This is a genomic window from Kitasatospora sp. NPDC059648, from assembly GCF_042734825.1.
Classification (GTDB): Bacteria; Actinomycetota; Actinomycetes; order Streptomycetales; family Streptomycetaceae; genus Kitasatospora.
Window position 1 is genome coordinate 60,830 of sequence record NZ_JBHWDU010000019.1, and the last position, 22,145, is coordinate 82,974.

Annotated in this window: 17 protein-coding genes and 1 pseudogene; 8 read left to right on the forward strand and 10 right to left on the reverse strand. The window is 74.4% G+C overall.

The window, feature by feature from the left end:
• Window positions 1-78 precede the first annotated feature (78 nt).
• From ACFV1W_RS14690 to ACFV1W_RS14705, 4 genes are all read right to left on the reverse strand, one after another.
• Window positions 79-810 (reverse strand): MerR family transcriptional regulator, encoded by a 732-nt coding sequence (locus tag ACFV1W_RS14690; protein ID WP_380416408.1) that lies wholly within the window; start codon window positions 808-810, stop codon window positions 79-81.
• Window positions 811-1,119: 309 nt separating this feature from the next.
• Window positions 1,120-2,166, reverse strand: a complete 1,047-nt coding sequence (locus ACFV1W_RS14695) for an isopenicillin N synthase family dioxygenase (RefSeq protein ID WP_380416410.1) — start codon at window positions 2,164-2,166, stop codon at window positions 1,120-1,122.
• Between the two features lie 354 nt (window positions 2,167-2,520).
• A complete protein-coding gene (locus ACFV1W_RS14700) occupies window positions 2,521-3,168 on the reverse strand; it encodes a response regulator (protein WP_380416412.1) in 648 nt (215 codons plus the stop codon).
• Window positions 3,120-4,574, reverse strand: a complete 1,455-nt coding sequence (locus ACFV1W_RS14705; protein WP_380416414.1) for a histidine kinase — start codon at window positions 4,572-4,574, stop codon at window positions 3,120-3,122. The genes ACFV1W_RS14700 and ACFV1W_RS14705 overlap by 49 nt, the downstream gene beginning before the upstream one ends.
• A gap of 266 nt (window positions 4,575-4,840) precedes the next feature.
• Here ACFV1W_RS14705 and ACFV1W_RS14710 point away from each other — a divergent pair, with 266 nt between their 5' ends.
• Together ACFV1W_RS14710 and ACFV1W_RS14715 are read left to right on the forward strand one after the other, a co-directional pair.
• The gene (locus ACFV1W_RS14710; RefSeq protein ID WP_380416417.1) at window positions 4,841-5,566 is read left to right on the forward strand and encodes an ABC transporter ATP-binding protein; all 726 of its coding nucleotides are present in this window, start codon (window positions 4,841-4,843) and stop codon (window positions 5,564-5,566) included.
• A gap of 8 nt (window positions 5,567-5,574) precedes the next feature.
• Complete coding sequence (locus tag ACFV1W_RS14715) at window positions 5,575-7,956, forward strand: FtsX-like permease family protein (protein WP_380416419.1); 2,382 nt, start codon at window positions 5,575-5,577, stop codon at window positions 7,954-7,956.
• A gap of 248 nt (window positions 7,957-8,204) precedes the next feature.
• Here ACFV1W_RS14715 and ACFV1W_RS14720 read toward each other — a convergent pair whose 3' ends face one another.
• Both ACFV1W_RS14720 and ACFV1W_RS14725 read right to left on the reverse strand, forming a co-directional pair.
• On the reverse strand, window positions 8,205-8,966 hold the full coding sequence (locus ACFV1W_RS14720; protein WP_380416421.1) for a MerR family transcriptional regulator: 762 nt from the start codon (window positions 8,964-8,966) through the stop codon (window positions 8,205-8,207).
• Window positions 8,967-9,065: 99 nt separating this feature from the next.
• Window positions 9,066-10,082, reverse strand: coding sequence for a LysR family transcriptional regulator (locus ACFV1W_RS14725; protein ID WP_380416522.1), 1,017 nt, complete (start codon window positions 10,080-10,082; stop codon window positions 9,066-9,068).
• 141 nt (window positions 10,083-10,223) lie between these two features.
• Here ACFV1W_RS14725 and ACFV1W_RS14730 point away from each other — a divergent pair, with 141 nt between their 5' ends.
• Window positions 10,224-11,189, forward strand: a complete 966-nt coding sequence (locus ACFV1W_RS14730) for a DMT family transporter (protein WP_380416423.1) — start codon at window positions 10,224-10,226, stop codon at window positions 11,187-11,189.
• A gap of 8 nt (window positions 11,190-11,197) precedes the next feature.
• Window positions 11,198-12,652 carry an MFS transporter gene (locus ACFV1W_RS14735; RefSeq protein ID WP_380416424.1) on the forward strand — a complete coding sequence of 485 codons (1,455 nt, stop codon included), beginning with the start codon at window positions 11,198-11,200 and terminating at the stop codon, window positions 12,650-12,652.
• 312 nt (window positions 12,653-12,964) lie between these two features.
• Here the strand turns inward: ACFV1W_RS14735 and ACFV1W_RS14740 are convergent, their stop codons facing one another.
• From ACFV1W_RS14740 to ACFV1W_RS14750, 3 genes are all read right to left on the reverse strand, one after another.
• The gene (locus ACFV1W_RS14740; protein WP_380416426.1) at window positions 12,965-14,101 is read right to left on the reverse strand and encodes an SUKH-4 family immunity protein; all 1,137 of its coding nucleotides are present in this window, start codon (window positions 14,099-14,101) and stop codon (window positions 12,965-12,967) included.
• A 55-nt stretch (window positions 14,102-14,156) separates the two neighbouring features.
• Window positions 14,157-14,636 carry a hypothetical protein gene (locus ACFV1W_RS14745; RefSeq protein ID WP_380416428.1) on the reverse strand — a complete coding sequence of 160 codons (480 nt, stop codon included), beginning with the start codon at window positions 14,634-14,636 and terminating at the stop codon, window positions 14,157-14,159.
• 63 nt (window positions 14,637-14,699) lie between these two features.
• Window positions 14,700-15,296, reverse strand: a complete 597-nt coding sequence (locus tag ACFV1W_RS14750; protein WP_380416430.1) for a DinB family protein — start codon at window positions 15,294-15,296, stop codon at window positions 14,700-14,702.
• Between the two features lie 85 nt (window positions 15,297-15,381).
• Between ACFV1W_RS14750 and ACFV1W_RS14755 the strand changes: the two are divergent.
• The 4 genes and pseudogenes from ACFV1W_RS14755 to ACFV1W_RS14770 form a co-directional block, all read left to right on the forward strand.
• A pseudogene (locus tag ACFV1W_RS14755) lies at window positions 15,382-15,525 on the forward strand (oxidoreductase); the annotation flags it as partial.
• Between the two features lie 118 nt (window positions 15,526-15,643).
• Window positions 15,644-16,402, forward strand: a complete 759-nt coding sequence (locus ACFV1W_RS14760) for a hypothetical protein (protein WP_380416431.1) — start codon at window positions 15,644-15,646, stop codon at window positions 16,400-16,402.
• 1 nt (window position 16,403) lies between these two features.
• A complete protein-coding gene (locus tag ACFV1W_RS14765; protein ID WP_380416433.1) occupies window positions 16,404-18,155 on the forward strand; it encodes a DNA polymerase Y family protein in 1,752 nt (583 codons plus the stop codon).
• 104 nt (window positions 18,156-18,259) lie between these two features.
• The gene (locus ACFV1W_RS14770) at window positions 18,260-21,547 is read left to right on the forward strand and encodes an error-prone DNA polymerase (RefSeq protein ID WP_380416436.1); all 3,288 of its coding nucleotides are present in this window, start codon (window positions 18,260-18,262) and stop codon (window positions 21,545-21,547) included.
• A gap of 13 nt (window positions 21,548-21,560) precedes the next feature.
• Here ACFV1W_RS14770 and ACFV1W_RS14775 read toward each other — a convergent pair whose 3' ends face one another.
• The gene (locus ACFV1W_RS14775; RefSeq protein WP_380416437.1) at window positions 21,561-22,118 is read right to left on the reverse strand and encodes a Uma2 family endonuclease; all 558 of its coding nucleotides are present in this window, start codon (window positions 22,116-22,118) and stop codon (window positions 21,561-21,563) included.
• Window positions 22,119-22,145: the final 27 nt, after the last annotated feature.

The window sequence follows — 22,145 nt, forward strand, 5'->3', positions numbered from 1 at the left end:
CTCACCCGGTTCCTCAACCCGGTTCCTCAACCCGGTTCCTCAACCCGGTTCCTCAACCCGGTTCCTCAACCTCGTGCCTCAACCCAGCTCCTCGCCCAACTCCTCCCGCAGGGACCGCTGGAAGGCGGTGACCAGCGCCTGCGCCACCATCGGCTGGATGTGGTCGGTCAGCTCCTTCATCCGGGCCAGTTCCGCCGGGTCCGGCTCGCTCTCCCGGTACGGCTTCCAGACGGTCTCCCGGAACAGCCGCTGCAACTCCCGGGCCGTGGCCCGGCTGTGCTCCAGGACCACCGCCCGGGCGGCCAGCAGCGTCTCCAACGGGATCGGCACGTCCAGGATCCGTACGCCCAGCGGCAGCAGGCCCGGGTCCGCCCGGAACACCTCGGGGTCGGGCGTCCGCTCCAGCGCGCCCATCGCGACCAGGCGTTCCACCTGCTCCTCCGACAGCCCACGACCGGCCCGCCGCTCCAACTGCGCCCGGCCGACCTCCTCGGCCGCCTCCGGCGTCCAGGACGCCACCAGCGCGCGGTGGATCGCCAGGCCCAGCGGCGTGCTGTCCTCCGGCAGCCGCGCCAGGTACCGCTCGATCGCGGCCAGCGTCAGCCCCTGCCGCTGCAACTCCTCGATCAGCCCGAGCCGGTCCAGGTGCGCCGCCCCGTACAGGCCCACCCGTCGGGGCCCCAACTCGGGCGGCGGCAGCAAGCCCTTCGTTCCGTAGAACCGCACCGTCCGCACCGTCACCCCGGCTCGTGCCGCCAACTCGTCCACCGTCAGCCGCACCTCGCCCACCCCGGCGCCGTGCTCCCCCATCTGCTGCCTCCCGCGCTGGCACACTCGTGCTGTGACAGCAGCAGTGTGACAGTGCTCCGCGATCAGGTCCATCGGAAGTGGGGGCGGCTCTGGTGGGCCCTGGTGGCTCCGGGGGCTCCGGCGGCACGGGCCGTCGGGGTGCTGGAACGAGCGAACCGGCACGCGCCCCGGTGTGCGGGCGCGTGCCGGTTCGATGGCCGAGCCACCGGTGGTCTCTGCCGGGTGGTCGCTGCTCGGTGCCTGGCGGGAGACAGGAGACAGGAGACAGGAGGTGGGAGGCAGGAGGCGGAGACCGGGGCAGGAGGCGGATCAGGCGAGGGCGGCGTGATGGCGGCGGGTGACTTCGGGGTGGGCTCGGGTGTAGCCCTTCCACTCGTTGAAGCCGAAGTCCGCGAAGAGCGGGTTGGCCGGGTCCTCGGTGGCGCCGGGGGCGTGGTGGGCGAGGGGGAAGTCGAGCGGCTCGATGTGGGCGTCGAGGCGGGGGTTGTAGAAGAACGGGACGGAGAAGCGCTCACGGGCTCCGGCGGGGCTGACTACCCGGTGGCTGGTGGCCTTGAGGTAGCCGTCGGTGGCGACCTCAAGCAACTCGCCGAGGTTGACCACGAAGGCGCCGTCGAGCGGGGGGACGTCCAGGAAGGTGCCGTCCGCGCGCTCGACCTGGAGGCCGCCGACGGTGTCCTGGAGGAGCAGGGTGATGAAGCCGTAGTCCTTGTGGGCGCCGACGCCCTGACCCGCGCCGTCCGGGGCGGTGCCGGGGTAGCGGACCAGCTTGAGACGCAGGTGGGGGTGGCCCGCGAAGGCGTCGTCGTAGAAGTCGGGGCGGGCGCCGATCGCGGCGAGGAGTTCGTGCAGCAGACGCCGGGCCACCGTGCCGAGGTGGTCGATCCAGCCGAGCGCGGCGGTGCGCAGCTCGGGGAGCGCGGCCGGCCACTGGTTGGGGCCCTCCAGCCACCAGTACGGGGGCTCGCCGGTGCCGGGAGCGTGCGGGGGCAGCTCGGCGCCGATGTCCAGCTGGTCGCGCCAGTCCTGGCTGCCGCCGGTGCGCTCGTCGCCGGTACGGGTGTAGCCGCGGTAGTGCGGGGAGTTGAGGTTGCTCACGGCGAGCCGGTCGGCCTCGGGGAGGGCGAAGAAGGCGCGCATGGCTCCGGTGAGTGCGGCCGTTTCCTCGGGGGTGACGCCGTGGCCGACGAGTTGGAAGAAGCCGACGCCGGTGGCTGCGGCGCGGAGCTCGTCGTGCAGTCGGCGGCGGTCCTCCGGGGTGCCGTCGGCGAGCGAGAGGTCGATCACCGGGAGGGCCTCGGGGTGTGCCTCCGGGGTGGTGGCGGTTCCGGATATGGGCGTGTACTGCTGCGTCATGTGTGACATCCGCTGGTCTCGTCCCGGCTGGTCCCGGTGGTCGACCAGGGGTGGCCGGAGCCGCGCCTGATGCGGCGGGTGCTCCGGTAGCCGGGAGGTGGTGGCGGCCGCTCGGGGCCGCCGTGAGGGTGGGTAGCGCGAGGTTCAGCCGGAGCGTCGACAGGACATGCTGGTCACGCGGAGCAGGTCCACGTGACGGCGGCGAACAAGGATGAGCACCCCACCAGCCTAGATGACCCGTTCGGTGGCGGGCGAGCCCCCTACCGCGGAGGACCACCCCTCACTTGTCCGTGGCTCGTCAAGAAGTGCGGATGGCCGGCGATCGGCGGCTCCCTTCCAGGGGTGTCGAGACCGTCAGGAGTTGTTGAGGTAGGCCAGGACGGCCAGGACGCGTCGGTTGTCGTCATCGGAGGGCTGGAGGTCGAGCCGGACGAAGATCGACGCGGTGTGCTTGGCGACCGCCCGCTCGGTGATCACCAGTTGCTGGGCGATCGCCGCGTTCGAGCGGCCCTCGGCCATCAGCCCCAGTACCTGCCGCTCCCGCGGGGAGAGGGTGGAGACCGGACCGGCCGAGGAGTTGTGGGTGAGCAGCCGGGTGATCACCTCCGGATCCATCGCGGTACCGCCCTGGGCGACCCGCCGGACGGCGTCGAGGAACTGCGCGCCGTCCAGCACGCGGTCCTTGAGCAGGTAGCCGATACCGCCGGAGCTGCCGGCCAGCAGCTCCCGGGCGTACAGCTGCTCCACGAACTGCGAGAGCACCAGCACCGGCAGGCCGGGGTGGGCCTTCCGGGCCGCCAGCGCCGCCCGCAGTCCCTCGTCCGTGAAGGTCGGCGGCAACCGCACGTCGACCACGGCGATGTCGGGCCGGTCGGCGGCCACGGCGGCGAGCAACTGCTCGCCGTTCTCGACCGCCGCCGTGACCTTCATGCCGTTGGCCTCCAACAACCGGGTCAGCCCGTCCCGGAGGAGGAAGAGGTCTTCGGCGATGACAACGCGCACGGGATCTCCAGGTTCACGATGGTCGGACCACCGGACGGACTGCTGATCGCGAGCACCCCGTCGAAGGCGGCCAATCGGCGTTCGGTACCGCTGAGGCCGGTTCCCCGGGACGGTTCGGCGCCTCCGCGCCCGTCGTCGGTGACCGATATCCGCAGCAGCCCGTCACTGTGCCCTATCTCGATCCATACGTGCGAGGCCTCGGCGTGTTTCACCACGTTGGCCAGGAGTTCGCTCACCGCGAAGTAGGCGGCCGACTCCACCGGAGCCGGGGCCCGGCCGGGCAGGCCGCCGGTGAAGGTGACCGGCAGCGGCAGGTCCAGTGCGGTCGCCTCGATCGCGTCGGCCAGGCCGCGGTCGGCCAGCACCGGTGGGTGGATGCCCCGGACCAGGTCCCGCAGCTCGCCCAGCGCCTTCACTGAGGACGTCCGGGCCTCGGCCAGCAGCGGCCCGAGGGCGTCCGGGTCGTGCTTCACCTGCTCGGCGACGGTCAGCAGCATGCCCAGCGCCACCAGCCGGGCCTGCGCCCCGTCGTGGAGGTCCCGTTCGATCCTGCGCAGTTCGGCGGCCCCGGCGTCGATGGTGTCCGCCCTGGTGCGCGCCAGGTGGCTTACCTGGCGGGTGAGTTCGGCCCGCCGGGAGGGTCCGAGCAGGGACCGGGCGGCCCTCTCGTGGATCCGCAGGACGGGCGGGGCGGCCCACAGGAGGGCGAACGGGGCCGCCCAGACGCCCGCACCGTAGACGAGGAACAGCGGGAAGAGCAGTCCGTTCCGGCCGAAGATCTCCAGGGCGATCGGGGTCAGCAGCACGACCGCGGCGGTGAACAGCACGGCGAGGCCGGTGAGGAGCGCCCAGGCGAGGTCCCGCCAGGTCGCCGGGTCGGCCAGCCAGCCGCCGGACCGCAATCGCTGCCAGGGGCCGGAATCGCCGCCCGGGCGGCGGTACGGCACCGGGACCGGCCGCCCGCTCCAACGGTCGACGACGCGCCGGGTCTCGGTCGCGATCCAGCGTGCGCCGAACAGGCCGAACACCAGCAGCGTGGGCGCCAGCCAGAGTGAGACCGACCGGCTTCCGGGGGCCGCGCCGCCGTACAGGTGGGCCGCCGTCACGGCGAGCGCGCCCGGGGCGAACAGCGCGGCCCCGACCGCCCGGCCGCCGCCCCCGGTGGCCCAGCAGAGCGCCCAGAGGGCGACCGGCGCCATCGGTACGAGCAGGATCAGCGCCCCGCCGGGCGAGTGGAACGGCCGGGACTCGTCGGGGCCGAACAGCGCGGAGGCCAGCAGGATCGGCCCGGCCAGCAGCGAGACCAGCCCCGTCACGGCCAGCGTCGCCACGTACCAGGCGCGCACGCCGTCCACACAGGCCCGGCCCACCCGCCGGGCCACCTTGCCGATCACTCCGGCCCCCATGTCGCACCCCCTTCGTCCTGAGCCCCCTCGGGCTCGAAGCCTTGGCACCGGAGCCCCGCGGGCCTCGGTTCCGATCTTTCGCTGGTCAGTCTGCCCCGCCCCGAGACCCGGTGCTCTAGGCCTGAACACCCAGTTCGAGGTGTATCTGGATACACCCCCAGGACGCCGCTTAGACGGCTGCCCGCACCGAGCCGCGGATTCGTAGCGTGATGTTCCGTCAGCCGGTCCGGGTCCCCCGGTGCCGGACCCCGAACCGTGGAGGGCCCGTGAACGCGCCGATCATCAGGATCCGCGGCGTCAGCAAGACGTACGACCGATCCGACAGCGCCCGTCCCGCCCTGGCCGGGCTCGACCTGGAGGTGCGGGCCGGCGAGGCGCTGGCCGTGCTCGGCCGCTCGGGCAGCGGCAAGTCCACTCTGCTGAACCTGATCGCCGGCCTCGACCGCCCGAGCGAGGGCGGCGTCGAGGTGGACGGCGTGGCCGTCCACGAACTCGGCGAGGCCGCGCTGGCCGAGTACCGGCGGACCAGGATCGGCATGGTGTTCCAGTTCTTCAACCTGCTGGACGACCTGAACGTGGAGGACAACGTGCTGCTCCCGGCCCAACTGGCCGGGATGCGGCGGGAGCAGGCCAGGGCGCGGGCCGGGGAACTGCTCGAACGGCTCGGGGTGGCCCGGCACGCCAAGGCCTTCCCCGGCCGGCTCTCCGGCGGCGAACGGCAGCGGGTCGCGGTGGCCCGGGCGCTGATGAACCGCCCGCCGCTGCTGCTGGCCGACGAGCCGACCGGGGCGCTGGACACCGCCTCCGCCGCCGACGTCCGCGACCTGCTCCGCGGGCTCAACGCGGAGGGCCAGACGATCCTGCTGGTCACCCATGACAACGCGCTCGCCGAAGCCTGCGCCGACCGGACGATCGAACTGCTCGACGGCCGTCTGGTCCGGGACACGGCGTCGGCGTCGGCGCCGGGGGGCCGGAGCGGGGTGGCCCTCTAATGAGCGCGATGAGCAAGGTGGTTCGGGCCGGGGTCGGCCGCAAGCGGGTGCAGACCCTGGTCATGGTGCTCACCACGATGATGTCGGTGACGGCCTGCATCCTCGCCCTCGGGCTGCTGGTCGCCGCCCGGGGCCCGTACGAGCGCTCCTTCGCCGACCAGCACGGTGCGCACCTCAACGTGGTGTACGACCAGGCCAAGGTGGGCCCCGCCCAACTCGCCGCGGCTGCGCACGCGCCCGGTGTGACGGCCTCGGGCGGCCCCCTCCCGGCCGTGACCGTCCAGCCGCGCTCCGGCCCGGGCACCGAGATTCCGCCGGCCGGCAGCCTGCTGCCATCGATGACGCTGGTCGGCCGCGCCCAGAACGGCCCGATGGACGACCTGCAGATCACCAGGGGCCGCTGGATCGCGGGCCCCGGTGAGGTGGTGTTCCTGGACGGGCACTCGCCGCTGGCCGTCGGCGGCAGCATGGAGTTCCCCGAGCTGCCCGGGCATCCGACGCTCAAGGTCGTCGGCCTGGCCGCCTCCGTCTCCTGGAGCGCGGACGGCTGGGTCGCCCCCGAGCAGGTGGCCGGTCTGACCGCGCCGGGCGCGACGCCCGCCGCCCAGTACCTCTACCGCTTCGCCCACGCCGGCAGCGACGCCGAGATGGAGGCCGACCACGCGGCGATCGCCGCCGCCGTGCCGAACGGCGCGATCACCAAGGCGACCACCTACCGGCCCGCCCAGGCGGAGGCCAACCGCACGGCCTCGACCTTCGTCCCGTTCGTCACGGCCTTCGGGGTGCTCGGCCTGGCCATGTCGGTGTTGATCATCGGGGTCGTGGTCAGCGGTGCTGTGAGCGCCGCCACCCGGCGGATCGGCATCCTCAAGTCCCTGGGCTTCACTCCGTCCCAGGTGGCGCGCGCCTACGTCGGCCAGGCGCTGATCCCCGCCGGGATCGGCACCGCGCTGGGCGTGTTCGGGGGCAACCTGCTGTCCGTACCCGTGCTCGGGATTGCCCACAAGGCGCTGCGTGGCGGTCTGCTCGGCATCCCGCCCTGGGTGGACGTGGTGGTCGCGGCGGCGGCCCTGGGCGCGGTGGTCGGCACGGCGCTGGTTCCGGCGTTGCGGGCCGGACGGCTGCGCACGGTGGAGGCCCTCGCGGTCGGCCGGACGGCGCCAGGCGCCAAGCGGGCGGCCGCCGGGGCGGTGGCGAGCCGAGCCGGAGTGGTGGGCGTGCTGTCCCGGGCGCAGAACCTGATCGGCCGACTGCCGGGGCCGCGCGCACTCAGCCTCGGACTGGCGTCCCCGCTGAACCGGCCGGGCCGCTCGGCCACCACCGCCGCCGCGGTGGTGCTCGGAACGGTCGGGGTCACCCTGTGCGTCGGTCTGACGCTCTCCCTGAGCTCCCTCCAGGACGGGCTGACGGCCGACCGCGCGGGCAAGGTGATGGTCCAGGCTCCGTTCGACGGCGCCAAGCCCGTCGACCACGTGGACGAGGCGGCCGTGGTGGGGGCGATCGAGTCCCGCCCGGGCACCAGGGCCTGGTACAGCAGTGTGCCGGCCGAGGCCACCGTGGTCGGGAACACCGGACGCTCCGAGGTGGTCGCATTCGCCGGCGACGCCTCCTGGAGCGGTTTCCAACTGGTCTCGGGCCGCTGGTTCCACGGCCGCGGTGAGGCGACGGTCGGCGCGGCCTTCCTGCGGGCCAATCAGAAGAAGGTCGGTGACAGCGTCACCCTCACCGACCACGGGCGCGACACCCTGGTGAAGATCGTCGGCGAGGTCGTGACCACCGAGGACGTGGTGTTCCTCGATCGGTCCTCGCTGGAGCCGCTCGGCGGCGGGATCCACACCGAGGCGCTCTCCTTCCACATCGACCTGACCCCTGGCACCGATGTGAAGGCCTACGCGGACGGGTTGGACGCGGCCGTCTCGCCGATGGGGCTGAGCGCCGACCCGGGGGAGGAGCACGTCAACATCGTGATGCTGGCGATGAACACCCTGGCGGGCACGCTCACTCTGCTGCTCTCCGCGGTGGCGGGGCTCGGGGTGCTCAACACGGTGCTGCTGGACACCCGGGAACGGGTGCACGACCTCGGGGTGCTCAAGGCGCTCGGGATGTCGCCCCGGCAGACCATCGGCATGGTGCTCACCTCGGTCTGCGGCAGCGGACTGCTGGCCGGACTGGTCGGGGTTCCGATCGGGGTCGCGGTGCACCACCTGGTGATGCCCGCGATGGCCCGCGCCGCCGGGATCGAGGTGCCGGACGTGGACCTCGCCGTGTTCGCCCCATCGGTCGTGGGACCGCTGATACTCGGCGGCCTGGTGCTGGCCCTGGCCGGGGCCCTGCTACCCGCCACCTGGGCCGCCCGCACCCGGACGGTCACCGCGCTGCGGACCGAGTGACGGTACGGGCGCCGGGGACGGTGGCCAGGGCAGCGACGGCACGGACAATCCCGGACGGTGGCGGCGGCGGCGACGGCGGGGGAGCGGCGACGGCGGGGGAACGGTGCCGGTCACCCGGTGGGCTGACCACCGGGTGACCGGACAGAGGCCGGGCCGCTTCCTCCGGGCCCGTGCATCCGGGCCCGTACCGTCCCCGGACCCACTTCCCGGCCCCGGTGCCCGCAAGCCGCCCCCCCGGGCCGCCCGGCTCAGGGGAGCCGGGCCGCCGCGTACGCCTCCATGGCGGCGCGCTGGTAGGCGGCCAGCCCCGGGGTGATGGCCTCGTACGCGGCGCTCCACTGCTCGTTCTCCGTACAGGAGCGCGCGATGGCGAGGTACTCCGCCACCGGGACCGTCCGGAGCCCGCTGAGCAGCTGGTACTCCTCGTCGATCATGCGCTGAGTGGGCTCGGCGTCGGCCGGGTGGCCGGCCGCCAGCAGCTCCGCCAGCTGGACCATCCGCGCGGTCCGCTCGCGCTGGCCGGCCTCGATCTCGGTCGGGGTCATCGCGGCGGTCACGCGCCGTGCCGCCTCGGCGTGCTCGGGGAAGTCGCGCAGGCTGGCATCGACATCGGCGGGCTGGATCCCCTCGAAGAGGTTCTCGGGTCGGTTGATGCTGGTCATGGGCGTGCCATCCTTCCGGGAGAGCTCCAGGTCGGCGATCGTGCGCGAGACGGTGGTGGCCAGGGCGTCGAGCCGGTCGCGCTCGGCGACCAGTCGGCGGTAGTGGCTCCGTAGGGACTCCAGTTCGTCCACCTGGGCGCCGATGATCCGGGCGATCTCGGCCAGCCCCACGCCCAGTGCCCGCAGGACGAGAACCTGCTGCAGCTGCAGCAACTGCCTCTCCTCGTAGTAGCGGTGGCCGTTGGAGCCGATCCAGGCCGGAGGCAGCAGTCCGATCTCGTCGTAGTGCCGCAGGGTCCGGGCGGTCACGCCCGACATCCGGGCGACTGCCGCGATCGGCCAGGCCATTGCCGTCTCCTCGCTCAAGTCGTGCGCTTCCAGGCGCTCGATCCCACGTCCCTCGACGTGCACGTTCGCTCGGACCGGGGCCGGTTCCTCCGGCCCTGGTCACGACCGTAGGGCCTGCCGCTGCGGCAGCTTCAAGCCCACCGCAGCGCCGAGCCGGTCACGGCGCTGTCCCTTGCCGCCCTCGCCTCCGCTGCCGCCCCCATGCTCGCCCCCGGTCCCGCTCCCGCTCCCGCCCCCGGTCCCACTCCCGGCCCCGGCGGCCGAGCGGAGCGCCTCCACCATGGCCCCGAGTACCGGCTGCCCCAGGGCCCCCTCCCGCACGGCGGCGTGCAGCGCACGGACCGGCTCCGGGCCGCGAACCCGGTGCACCGTGACACCGGGGTGTCGCTGGGTCAGGCCCAGTTCGGGGAGCAGCGACACCCCCAGCCCCGCCGCGACGAAGCCCTGCGCGGTCAGGTAGTCCGCGCCGTCCACCGCCACCACTGGACGGAACCCGGCCGCATCGCAGGCGTCGTGCACCAGACTCCGGCAGGGCCCGGGCGGTTCGGCGCCCACCCACGGCTCGTCGGCCAGCTCGGCCAGGTCCAGGATGCGCCGCGCGGCCAGCCGGTGCCCCCGGGGCAGCACGGCGCGGTACGGATCGTCGTGCAGGTGCACCAGCCGCAGGCCGGCCGGGGCCTCGTCGGACCAGAACACCACGGCCAGGTCGGCCCGGCCGTCCCGCACCTCGGTGAGCTGGTCCGTCGGTTCGGTCAGGCCCAGGTCGAGCCGCACGCCCGGGTACTCCCGGCGGAAGGCGGCCACGGCCGGGGCCACCAGGGTGGACCCGGCCGTGGCGAAGTAACGGACGGTCAGGCTGCCGCTGCGCCCGGCTCGCAGGTCGGCCAGCGCCGCACCCGCCTCCGCGACCTGCCGGTCGATGGCCGCGGCGTGCCCGGCGAGCAGCAGCCCGGCTGCGGTCGGCCGTACGCCCCGCCCGGTCCGCTCCAGCAGGGCCGTCCCCGTCTCCCGCTCCAGCGTGGTCACCTGCTGGCTGACGGCGGACGGGGTGTAGCCGAGCGCGGCGGCGGCAGCGCTCACCGAGCCGTGGTCGACCACGGCTCGCAGCACCTGCATCCGGCGGACGTCTAGCGAGACGGCATTCATGTAGCTCAGCTTAAACATTCTGAAGAACTTTTCGCTTGTGCTACTTGATCGCTCCGCGCGATCGTCGTCCGGAACCTCCCACCATCTATCGGAAGGCACCCCGTGCTGCGGATGGCCGTCCTCGCCCTGTTCTGGGGCTCGGGCTTCCTCTGGATCAGGATCGCGCTGCAACACGGGTTCACCCCGGTGCAGATCACCGTGCTGCGCGCCGCCCTCGGCGCCGCCGTCCTGCTGCTGCTCGCCCGCTCCGCCCGGCAACGCCTCCCACGTGGCGCCGCTCTCTGGCGGAGGCTCGCCGTGGCCGCGTTCTTCTGCAACGCCCTGCCGTTCCTGCTCACCGCGTACGGCGAACGCAGCGTCGGCTCCGGCACGGCCGGGGTGCTGCACGCGACCACCCCGCTCTGGTCGTTGCTGATCGGCCTCACCCTCGGCGCCGACCGCGCCGACCGCGCCGCCGGCCCCGACCGCGCCGTCAGCGCCGACCCATCGGTCCGTACCGGCCCCCACGGCCCGCGCACCCCGCGGCGCCTCATCGGACTGCTGCTCGGCTTCGCCGGAGTGCTGCTGATCCTCGCCCCCTGGCGCGAGAGCGGCGGCATCAGCGCCCCCGGGGTGCTCGCCCTGCTGGGTGCGGCCGCGAGCTACGCGGTCGCCTTCGCCTACATGGCCCGGGCGCTCGCCGGGACGGGCACCGCCCCGCTCGCCCTCTCCGCCGCCCAGCTCGCCGCCGCCGCCGGACTGAGCACGGTCGCCCTGCCCGCAGGCGGCCCGCTGAACCCGTTCGGCGGCTCCGGCGGCGCCGACCCGCTCGGCCTGGCCGCCGTCACCGTCCTCGGCGTCGCCTGCACCGGGCTCACCTTCCACCTCAACTACCGCCTGATCGCCACCGAGGGCCCCACCAGTGCCGCCACCGTCGGCTACCTGCTGCCCGTCGTCTCCACCGCGCTCGGCGTGCTGGTCCTCGGCGAGCAGCTGACCGTACGGGCGGTCGCCGGGACGGCCGTCGTCCTCGCCGGAGTGTTCCTGGTGAAGCACAGGCCGCAGCCCCGCACCGCCGTCCCGCTGCTCACGGACTGAAACGGACCATGCGCCCCGACTCCCTCTGGCGGATCCCCGACTTCCGCGTCCTCTTCGCCGCGACCGCCTTCACCCAACTCGGCACCAACGTCGGCTACGTCGCGGTCCCCCTGGTGGCCGTCGCCGCGCTCGACGCCGGCCCGGGACAGGCCGGCCTGCTCGCCGCCCTGAGCACCCTCGCCTTCCTGCTCATCGGTCTGCCCGCCGGTGCCTGGGTCGACCGGATGCGCCACCGCCGCGTCATGGTCGTCGCCGACCTGGTGAAGGCCGCGCTCTACGCTTCCGTCCCGCTCGCCTGGTGGTTCGGCGGGCTCAGCCTCGGGCAGCTGTACGCGGTCGCGTTGCTCTCCGGCGGCGCCACGGTGTTCTTCGACGTCGGCGCGCAGAGCGTGCTGCCCGGGCTGGTCGGCCGGAAGCACCTGGTGGACGCGAACGCCGCGGTGGTCGGCCTGATGGCGGTAGGCAACGTCGCCGGACGCGGCGTGGGCGGGATGCTGGTCCAACTGCTCACCGCACCACTGACGGTCGCCGTGACCGCACTCAGCCACCTCGGCTCGGCCCTACAACTGACCGCGCTGCGCCGTACCCCTGCCCCCGCGACCCCTGCCCCCGCGACCTCCGCGTCCCCCGCCACAGGCCCCGCGTCCCCCGCCACAGGCCCCGCCCCCGGCCTCGGGGCGCAGATCGCCGAGGGCCTGCGGCACGTCCTCGGCGCCCCGGAGCTGCGCGCGCTGGCCGTCACCGCCGCCCTCACCAACCTCGGATCGCAGCTGGTCAACACCCTCCTCCCGGTCCTCTTCATACGGGAACTGCACCTTCCCGCAGGCGCGTTGGGCCTGTTCTGGGCGGTCGGCGGGGTCGGCATCCTGCTCGGCTCCCGCTGCGCCCGCCCGATCGCCGCCCGGCTCGGCCACGGCCGCACCCTCGCGCTGGCGGGCCCGTGCCTGGCGCCCGCCGGACTGCTGGTGCCGCTGATCGGCGGCGGGCCGTGGCTGTTCCTGGCCGGAGCGGGCTGGCTGCTGGTCTCGCTGAAGACCGGCATGGACAACGTGCTCGGGGTGAGCCTGCGCCAGCGGATGACCCCGGATCCGCTGCTCGGCCGGATGAACGCCACGTTCCGGTTCCTGCTCTTCGGCGCGCTCGCGGTCGGCTCCGCGATCTCCGGGCTGCTCGGCGAACTCCTCGGGCCGCACACCACGCTCTGGCTCGGCGGGGCGGTGCTCGCCACCGCCTTCCTGCCGGTCTACCTCTCCCCGCTCCGCACCCGAACCCGCACCCGCACCCGAACCCGCACCCGCACCGACCGCCCGAACCGCCGACGGGGGCGGGCGCGGCTACCAGCCCGGACCGGCGCCGTGCCCCGGTTGCCGGTCCAGTCCCGGGTTCGCGCGTGGACGGAGGGCGCGCACCAGCGAGGTGACCGCCCAGACCACCACGGTCAGCAGCACGTAGAACAGCAGTAGCGCCCAGAACGGCGTGGTGGACAGGCTCCGGTGCTCGAACCGGCACCAGGCGTCCGGCGGCAGCCAGGACGCGCCCGTCTCCAGCAGTCGCCCGCCGCCCGAGACCAGGCCGCGCTCGCAGCGGTCCCCGTAGTCCTGCGACCGTACGTACAGCAGGGCGTACAGCGCGCCCGCCGAGGCGAGGGACAGCGCGGCGCCGATGCCGAGGAGCACCGTCCGCCTTCGCCCGGTCGCCGCCGTACGGATGGTCGTCACCGGGGCAGCGTACCGGCGCAAAGACCCCGGCCGGGCCGCATCCCGCAGCCCGCCGGCTCACCCGAGCAGCCCGCCCAGGTGCCCGTCCTCGGCGAGCAGTCGCCAGGAGCGGCCCGGCGAGGCGAAGGCCTCCGGGTCGACGCCCTCGACCAGCCGGTCCACCACGGTGCTCAGCAACGACTGCGGATCGAACACCGCCCAGGTGTCCCGGCTCGGGCCGTGCTCCCAGCGCTCCCACTCGGCGCGCAGCCGTTCGTACGTCCACAGGGCGTAGAGCAGGGCGGAGAGGTCGCGGTTGAGGTAGGCCTCGGGCTGGCCGTCGTCGTACCAGTCCGGCAGTTCGAGCCGGCCGGTGGCGCCGTCCAGGGCGATCGTGAGGTCGGTCGGCCAGTCTCCCAGGGCGAGGAAGTCCCGTTGGTACGGGCGCTCCTCCTCGCCGTCGAAGTACTCGGGGTACGCCTGCGCCATGGTGACCAGCGGTTCCGCGCACGCCCCGAACATCGCCCCGCCGAGCGGCAGCCCGACTTCGGTGAGCAGCCGCCGGGTCGGCTCGTGCGCCAGGGCGGCGGGCAGTCCCTCCGGCCGGAACCGGTGCACCAGGCCCGCGCCGCCGTCCTCGTCGGTGAGCGCCGCGAGCTCGGCCACCAGCTCCGGGCCGACCTCGTACGCGGGCCCGTCCGGCCCGCCGGGCAGCGCACCCCAGCCCAGCGCCCGCACCAGCAGTGCCGTCCCCCAGTGCGCGGGCGGGGTGTCGTACCCGAACAGCCGGGGGTCGATCTCCCGCAGCCGCCGCTCGGCCCCGGTCATCACCTCGGCCACCACGGTGGGCCCGCGCCGCCCGTCCAGCGCCTCCGGCCGCCGGGCCGCCGCGCCCACCGCCTCGATCTCCCGGACCAGCGCGGACAGCGCGGCCAGGTCGGAGGCCAGCCGGTCCCGCCGGGGGCCGCCGTTGCCCAGGTACACCTCGCCGGTGGTCCCGTCCAGCAGCACCAGGTCGCCGACGGCGGCGAAGGGGGTGCAGTAGTCCGTCTCCCCGAGGATGAACAGCCGGTCCGCCCCGGCGGTCGGGAAGGCCCTCAGCGGTCCGCCGTCGAGCGCCCCGAAGTCCAGGAACGCCCCGGCCACGGGCAGCCCCTCCCGCACCAGGAACTCCCGGCTCCCCTCGTGCACCACCCCGCCCGGCACCCCGGACACCCGCACACACCCCACGCGCCCCACCCTTCCCCGTTCCGCCCCTGACCACCCGACCCTAGCGGGCCGACCCGACACCGCCACGGCGGGTTTCGTCGGCCCCTGCCGACCGCCCCAACGGCAGGCAGCGTCCCTCGTCCACGAGCCGCAGCGCCCCGCCCAGATCGATCACGAAGGTGAACGGCTCGACGAGCTCCGCCGCCGTCCGTTCGGCCGCCCAAGCGATGAACTCGCCTGCCCTGCGCACGGGTTGACCGACCCGACCGCCCCGATCACTCCGAACGGCCCGACCACTCAGACCGCCACGGCTGCCGTCCGCCGCCAACTCCCTTGGCTCCGGCGGCCCCACGTACCGGTAAGCGCGCCCGAAGCCGGTCGCGACCTCCGTCGCGACGCCCCGCTCACCAAGTCGCACCTGCCACCGCGCCATCTCGACGGCCGTCCCGGCCAGCCCGAACTGACGCAGCTCCTCCAGCAGTTCACGCGCGGAAGGCAGCGGAAGCCCGGCTTCGTCCCGCAGTACCCGCAGCCCGCGCACCGGACGGCCGCCCAGGCCCCCGGCTCCACGCCCGTCATGCCCGCCGTCCCGACGTCATCACTGTCAGGCGAGCCCGCCGGCCTGTCGGGCGGCCTGCTCGACGCGGTCGTGGTGGGCCTGCCACCAGGCGGTGTCGCCGGGGGCCGTGTTGGGGCCGTCGGAGCGCTGGCCGGTGGCGCCGTCGATGAGCTCGCGGACCAGGTCGGCGTGGCCGACGTGCCGGTGGGTCTCGGCGATCACGTGGACGAGCACCCGGTGCAGGGTCTGCCTCGGGCGGCTGCCGAAGGGGAGTTGGCCGATCGCGTCCAGCGGAAGCTCCGCGATGGTGGCGTCCGAGTGCGCCCAGACCCGGCGGTAGCGGCCGAGGATCTCCTCGGTGCTCTCGTCCGCCCGGGCCCACAGGTCCGCGTTCGGTTCGGCGGTGCCGATGATCCACAGCGGGGTCGCTTCGGGGAGGGGGAAGGGGCGCCCGAAGGCCTCGCCGAGGTAGAGCGCCTCGGCGCCGGTGACGTGCTTGACCAGCCCCAGCAGGTTGGTCCCGGTGGGGGTGAGCGGCCGCCGGAGGTCGTACTCGGAGAGACCGTCCAGCTTCCACATCAGGGCGTCGCGGGCGTCCTGGACGTAGATCCGCAGGTCGTTCTTGCCGTCGTTCACCGTCATGGGATCAGTCTCTCGACCACCGGGAGCCTGTCCACCGGTTTCTCACCTGATGGGCGGTCACCGAAGGACGGCCCACGCCCACGGCCCGGTGACCGGCAGCGCCCACACCGCGCTCGCCCCGAACTGGTCGGTACGACTCGGCCGACTCACAGGCCTCCGGGTGTCCGCACGCAGCGGCCCGATACGCACCGCCGTGAACGGCGACCGCGTCCACCTCACCGGGAACGCCGGTGGCCGGGATCCAGTGAGAACGCGCAGCCTTCGCCGGGGCGGGGCAACGGAGCGTGACGGGTCGGGGTGCTCTGGCGGACTTGAATCTTTACGAACGGATGTTCGATCCTGGGGCTGTGCCCGTTTTCGAATCTGTTTTCGAATCTGCCGCCGAGCAGCCCGAACGCCCCGCGCTGCGGCCGGTGGCACTGGCGGCTGCCGCGCCGCTGACGGCTGTCGTGCCCGAGGACGGGCAGGCGGCGCCGGGGCGCGGGCTGGTACCGGTGGCGCCCGCGCTGCGGGAGGTGCTGCCGGACGGCGGACTGCGGCGGGGGACGGTGGTGTCGGTGGCGGGCGGGGACGCCGGGCTGCTGCTGGCCCTGGCCGCCGGGGTGCGGGAGACCGAGGGCGGCTGGGCGGCGGCGGTCGGTCTGCCGGACCTTGGGCTCGCCGCCGCCGAGGGGTACGGGCTGGACCTGCGCCGCCTGCTGGTCGCGGACGACCCGGGATCGCACTGGCCCGAGGTGGTGTCGGTGCTGGCCGGGGCGGTCGAACTGATCATGCTGCGCCCGGACGGGCCGGTGCCCCCGAAGCTGGCCACCCGGCTGGCCGCGGTGCTGTGGCGCAGCGGCTGCGTGCTGCTGGTGGCCGGGCCGTGGCCGGGTGCGGTGCTGCGGCTGGGAGTGCGGTCCGGGCGCTGGTTCGGGCTGGGGGACGGCTACGGACAGCTCGCCGGGCGGCAGGTGGAGGTGGTGGCCGAGGGGCGCGGGGCGGCGGTGCGCGGCCGGACGGCCCGGCTCTGGCTGCCGGACGAGCACGGCGCGGTGCGCCCGGTCCGGGAGCAGCCACAGCCCATGGCGGAGCCGGTGGAACCACTCGTGGCGGCGGTGGTCTGACATGTCGACGAGGCCCAGCGGTGAAAGAACCCCCCGGGTGCTGGTGGTCTGGTGCCCGGACTGGCCGGTGGTGGCCGTCACCGGTGACGACCCGGTGGCAGTGACCGAGGGCGGCCGGATCCTCGCCTGCTCGGCGGGCGCCCGGGCGGCCGGGGTGCGGCAGGGGCAGCGGCTCAAGCTGGCCCAGCGGCTCTGCCCGGAGCTGGAACTGCGCGACCGCGACCCGGAGGCGGAGGCCCGCCGCTTCGAGCCGGTGGTCGCGGCGGTGGAGGCGTTCACGCCCCGGGTGGAGGTGATCCGCCCGGGCCTGTGCGCCATTCCGGTGAAGGGCCCGGGCCGCTACTTCGGCGGCGAGGAAGCGCTGGCGGCCCTGGTCGGCGCGGCGGTGACGGAGGCCCTCGAACGGCCGCCCGTCCCGGACGCGGTCCCCGGCGCGGTGACGGTGCCCGGGACCGAAACCGGGAACGACCCGGACTCCGCACCCGCACCCGGGGCCGCACCCGGGGCCGCCCCCGCACCCGGACCCGAATCCGAAGCCGTACCGGCGTCACCCCGAACCACCCCCCACGCCCAGATCGGCGTGGCCGACGGCCTGTTCGCCGCCGTCCTCGCCGCCCGCGCCGGGGTGCTGGTCCCCGCCGGCCGTACGGCGGAGTTCCTCGCCCCGTACCCGGTGGGCGCGCTGGGCGACGAGGCGTTGGCGGAACTGCTCGGGCGGCTCGGCCTGCCCACCGTCGGAGCCTTCGCCGCGCTGCCGCCCGAGTCCGTCGCGGACCGCTTCGGCCCGGCCGGGACGGTCGCGCACCGGCTGGCCCGGGGCCTGCAGCCGCGCCCGCTGGTGCCGCGCGGCGAGGAGCCGGACCTCGCCGTCGAGCAGCGCTTCGACCCGCCGGAGCCGCTGACCGAGCCGCTGGTGTTCGTCGCCCGCACGTTGGCCGAGCAGCTGCACCAGCGGTTGGCCGGGGCCGGGCTGACCTGCCGACGGGTGGCCGTCGAGGTGGCCTGCGCGGACGGTCGGACGGCCTCGCGGCTGTGGCGGCACGAGGGCCGGCTGTCCGCGACGGCGCTGGCCGAACGGGTCCGCTGGCAGCTCCAGGCCTGGCAGGGCATGGGCACCTTCACCGGAGGCCAGGGCGGCCAGGGCGACCGTGACGACCGGGGCGACCGTGGCGACCAAGCGGGCTTCACCCTGCTCCGCCTGGCCCCCGACGGCCTCTCCCCGGACCAGGGCCGCCAGCTCGCCCTGTGGGGCCAGGCCGTCGCGGACGACCGGGTGGAGCGCGCGGTGGCCCGGGTACAGGCGGTGCTCGGGCACGCCGGGCTGCGCCGGATCGAGCCGGCCGGCGGGCGCGGCCCGGGCGAGCAGCAGGTCAGGGTGCCGTGGGGCGAGCCGTACGAGGCGGCGACCCCGGCCGACGCGCCCTGGCCGGGGCGGCTGGCGGAGCGGTCGGCGGATCTCTGGCCGGCCGTGGTGCTGCGCGAGCCGGCGCCCATACGGGTGCTGGACGAGGGTGGGCGCCCGGTCACGGTGGACGGTCGGGCGGGGGTGTCGGGTCGGCCGGCCCTGGTCGTGGTCCGGGGCCGGGAGGAACGGGTGGCGGGCTGGACGGGGCCATGGCCGGCGGTCGAGTACTGGTGGGACCAGTCGCTCGCCCGCCGCCGGGCGCGGTTCCAGATGGTGGTGGACGGCGGCCGGGCACTGCTGCTCACCGTGGAGGGGGGCGCGTGGTACCTGGAGGCCGGCTACGACTAGGGCCTGTCCGGCAGGATCCGCCGGCCAGGCCCTGGCGGCCCGGGAACCCGCGGCAGGGGGGAGCAGGACGAGCACGAGAACGAGAACGACGAAGGCAACCCCCGATGGGCTTCACCAGTCACCCCACCCTCCCGTGGAGCGAGCTGCACCGCCGGATGACCGGCGCCGCGCCGGACCGCACGGTCGTCCCGCTGCGCCGCCCCGTCGAGGAACCGCGTCCCGTCGATGAACTCCCCGCCGACAGGGCCGAGGGCGCCGAACCCAGGGCCGAGGGCGCCGAACCCTGGGCCGAACTGCACGTCCACTCCGCCTTCAGCTTCCTGGACGGCGCCAGCGACCCGGAGGACCTGGTCGCCGAGGCGGCCCGGCTGGGCGTGGAGACCCTGGCGATCACCGACCACGACGGCCTCTACGGCGCCGTCCGCCTCGCCGGGGCGGCCCGGGGGACGGGCGTGGCCACCGCCTTCGGCGCCGAACTGACGATCAGCCGCGAAGGCGACACCGGACGCGGCCCCGGACGCGGCCGCGAACACGGCACCGAACACCTGCTGGTCCTCGCCCGCGACCCGGCCGGCTACCGCCGCCTCTCCGCCGCGATCGCCGCCGCCCAGCTGGCCGGCGGCGCCAAGGGCCGTCCGGCGTACGACCTCGCCACGCTGGCCGGGGCGCACGACGGCCACTGGGCGGTGCTCACCGGCTGCCGGCTCGGCCGGGTCCCGGCCGCGCTGCCCGACCGGGACGAGGCGGAGCGGCGACTGCGCGCCCTCACCGAGGCGTTCGGCCGCGAGAACGTCCACGTCGAGCTGATCGACCAGTGGCTGCCCGGCGACGACCGCCGCAACGACGCCCTCGCCGCGCTCGCCGCCGAACTGCGGCTGCCCGTCGTCGCCTCCACCAACGCCCACCACGCCGGCCCCGCCCAGGGCCGCCTCGCGCAGAGCCTGGCCGCCCTGCACGAGCGCCGCACCCTCCAGGAGGCGGCCGGCTGGACGCGGGCGGCCGGCACCGCGCACCTGCGCTCGGGCCGCGAGATGGCCGCCCGACTGGCCCGCTTCCCCGGCGTGCAGCGGGCCACCGCCGAACTCGGCCGGGCCTGTGCCTTCGACTTCGCCAAGCTGGACCCGGAACTGCCCGGCTACCCCGTTCCCGAGGGCGAGACCGAGATCGGCCACCTGCGCGCCCTGGTCGCGGCCGGCGGCCCGGCCCGCTTCGGCCCCGGCAACGCCGCCGCACGCCGCCAGCTCGGCAAGGAGCTGGACGTGATCGAGGACCTCGACCTGGCCGGCTACTTCCTGATCGTGCACGACATCGTGGACTTCTGCCGGAGCCAGGACATCTGGTGCCAGGGCCGCGGCTCGGCCGCCAACTCGGCGGTCTGCTACGCGCTCGGGATCACCGCCGTCGACCCCATCCACTACAAGCTGCTGTTCGAACGCTTCCTCTCCACCGCCCGGGACGGCCCGCCCGACATCGACCTGGACATCGAGAACCGCCGCCGCGAGGAGGTCATCCAGTACGTCTACCGCCGCTACGGGCGCGAGCACGCCGCCCAGGTCGCCAACGTGATCACCTACCGGCCCCGGCTGGCGATCCGCGACGCCGCCCGGGTGCTCGGCTACCCGCAGGGCCAGGTGGACGCCTTCAGCCGGCAGACCGACTTCCGCTCCGCCCCCGGCGCGGACGCCGTCATCCCCGCCGACGTGCTCTCGCTCGCCACCCAACTCCACGGCCTGCCACGCCATCTGGGCATCCACTCGGGCGGCATGGTGCTCACCAAGGAGCCGATCGGGGAGATCTGCCCGACCGAGTGGGCCCGGATGCCCGGGCGTTCCGTGCTGCAGTGGGACAAGGAGTCGATCGCCGGCGCCGGACTGGTGAAGATCGACCTGCTGGGCCTCGGCATGCTCGCCGCGCTGCACGACGCCTGCGACCTGGTCGCCGAACACCACGGCCTGCGCTACGACCTGGCCACCATCCCGGACGACGACAAGGGCGTGTACGCGATGCTGCGCCGGGCCGACACCGTCGGGGTGTTCCAGGTCGAGTCCCGGGCGCAGATGGCCACCCTGCCCCGGCTCAAGCCCGACCACTTCTACGACCTGGTGGTCGAGGTCGCACTGATCCGGCCCGGCCCGATCCAGGGCGGCTCCGTCCACCCGTACCTGCGCCGCCGCGCCGGGACGGAGCCGCCCGGCTGCCCCCACCCGCTGATGGAGAACGCCCTCGGCAAGACCCTCGGGGTGCCGCTGTTCCAGGAGCAGATGATGCAACTCGCCATCGACTGCGCCGGGTTCACCCCGTCCGAGGCCGACCGGCTGCGCCAGGCGATGGGCGCCAAGCGCTCGCGCGAGCGGGTCGCCAGGCTGCGCGAGCGGCTGCTCGCCGGGATGGCCGAGCGCGGCATCCCGCCCGAGGTGGCCGAGGACGTCTACGGCAAGATCGAGGCCTTCTCCAACTACGGCTTCCCGGAGAGCCACGCGATCAGCTTCGCATACCTGGTGTACGCCAGCGCCTGGCTCAAGTACCACTTCCCGGCGGCCTTCACCTGCGCCCTGCTGGCCAACCAGCCGATGGGCTTCTACTCGCCGCTCAGCCTGGTCGCGGACGCGCGGCGGCACGGCGTCCGGGTGCGCGGGGTGGACGTCAACGCCAGCGGCCCGCGGCCCACCCTGGAGCCGTACCGGGGCCCGACCCCCGAGCCGCCGCTGACCGCCGGCCGCCCGCAACCCGCCATCCGGCTCGGCCTGGAGACGGTGCGCGGCATCGGCACCCCGCAGGCCGAGGCGATCGCGGCCGGACAGCCGTACGCCGATCTGGAGGACTTCGCCCGCCGCACCGGCCTGCCCGCACCCGCCCTGGAGGCGCTGGCGACGGCCGGGGCCTTCGACTGCTTCGGGCTGACGCGGCGACAGGCACTGTGGGCAGCGGGGGCGTTCGCCGGAATCTCGGCCGAGCTGCTCCCCGGCACCACCCCCGGCGCCGAGGCGCCCGAACTGCCCGGCATGAGCCCGGTCGAGGAGACCATCGCCGACCTGTGGGCCACCGGCACCTCCGCCACCAGCCACCCGCTCCAGCACCTGCGCGCCCACCTCGACCGCGGCGGCGCGCTCCGCGCCGACCAACTCCCGGACGTACCACCGGGAACGGCGGTGGTGGTCGGTGGCCTGGTCACCCACCGCCAGCGACCGCCGACGGCCGGCGGGGTGCTCTTCCTCAGCCTGGAGGACGAGACCGGCCTGATCAACGTGATCTGCAACCGCCCGGTCTGGGAGTCCCAGCGGCGCACCGCTCTGGACCGGGCGGGCCTGCTGGTCCACGGCCACGTCGAACGCGACCGCGGCGCCACCAACCTGATCGCCACCCGGCTCACCCCCTTGCGGATCGGTCTGTGAGCCCTCCCGCGACTCAGTCGGGGTAGCGCACGAGCCCGTTCAGATCCAGGTCGAAGTCGAACGGATCCGGAATGCGCATGCCGTCGCCGAACTTCCGGTCGTGCCGCACGTGGTAGCGGTCGCGGTTCGGTTCGGAGAACAGCGTGACCACCCCCTCTCGCGGATCGACGATCAGGTAGAGCGGGATGCCCATCGCCGCGTAGTCGCGGAGCTTGTCCACCCAGTCGTTCCCCGGATTGGACGGCGAGACCACCTCGACCGCGACGAGGGCCTCCTCGGCGAGCGTGGTGTTGCCTTCCCTGGCGAGGGAAGTAATCGGAAGGTAGGTCAGATCGGGGGTCCGCTCCTTCGTCACGTCGGGGGTGGTCAGCGCGCTGTTGCCGCTGAGCATGTAGCCGTCCGGGGCGTGGCGCTCGAACTGCCGCTGGACGAGTCCGAGGTTCAACTGGTGAATGCTGGAAGGGGCCGCCTGCATGATCAGCGTGTCGCCGGACCATTCGATGCGGACGCCGTCGGGGGCCGTGCGCAGCACCTCCTCGACGAATTCGCGGTGCTGCTCGTAGAAGCTCATGGCGCCTCCTCCGGTCTGTGCGTTCGG

What these genes read in the sequence shown, in the direction of transcription:
- ACFV1W_RS14690 (WP_380416408.1), bottom strand. Translation starts at nt 810, where the DNA reads ATGGGGGAGCACGGCGCCGGGGTGGGCGAGGTGCGGCTGACGGTGGAC.
- ACFV1W_RS14695 (WP_380416410.1), bottom strand. Translation starts at nt 2,166, where the DNA reads ATGACGCAGCAGTACACGCCCATATCCGGAACCGCCACCACCCCGGAG.
- ACFV1W_RS14705 (WP_380416414.1), bottom strand. Translation starts at nt 4,574, where the DNA reads ATGGGGGCCGGAGTGATCGGCAAGGTGGCCCGGCGGGTGGGCCGGGCC.
- ACFV1W_RS14715 (WP_380416419.1), top strand. Translation starts at nt 5,575, where the DNA reads ATGAGCAAGGTGGTTCGGGCCGGGGTCGGCCGCAAGCGGGTGCAGACC.
- ACFV1W_RS14720 (WP_380416421.1), bottom strand. Translation starts at nt 8,966, where the DNA reads ATGGCCTGGCCGATCGCGGCAGTCGCCCGGATGTCGGGCGTGACCGCC.
- ACFV1W_RS14725 (WP_380416522.1), bottom strand. Translation starts at nt 10,082, where the DNA reads ATGCAGGTGCTGCGAGCCGTGGTCGACCACGGCTCGGTGAGCGCTGCC.
- ACFV1W_RS14730 (WP_380416423.1), top strand. Translation starts at nt 10,224, where the DNA reads ATGGCCGTCCTCGCCCTGTTCTGGGGCTCGGGCTTCCTCTGGATCAGG.
- ACFV1W_RS14735 (WP_380416424.1), top strand. Translation starts at nt 11,198, where the DNA reads ATGCGCCCCGACTCCCTCTGGCGGATCCCCGACTTCCGCGTCCTCTTC.
- ACFV1W_RS14750 (WP_380416430.1), bottom strand. Translation starts at nt 15,296, where the DNA reads ATGACGGTGAACGACGGCAAGAACGACCTGCGGATCTACGTCCAGGAC.
- ACFV1W_RS14765 (WP_380416433.1), top strand. Translation starts at nt 16,404, where the DNA reads ATGTCGACGAGGCCCAGCGGTGAAAGAACCCCCCGGGTGCTGGTGGTC.
- ACFV1W_RS14770 (WP_380416436.1), top strand. Translation starts at nt 18,260, where the DNA reads ATGGGCTTCACCAGTCACCCCACCCTCCCGTGGAGCGAGCTGCACCGC.
- ACFV1W_RS14775 (WP_380416437.1), bottom strand. Translation starts at nt 22,118, where the DNA reads ATGAGCTTCTACGAGCAGCACCGCGAATTCGTCGAGGAGGTGCTGCGC.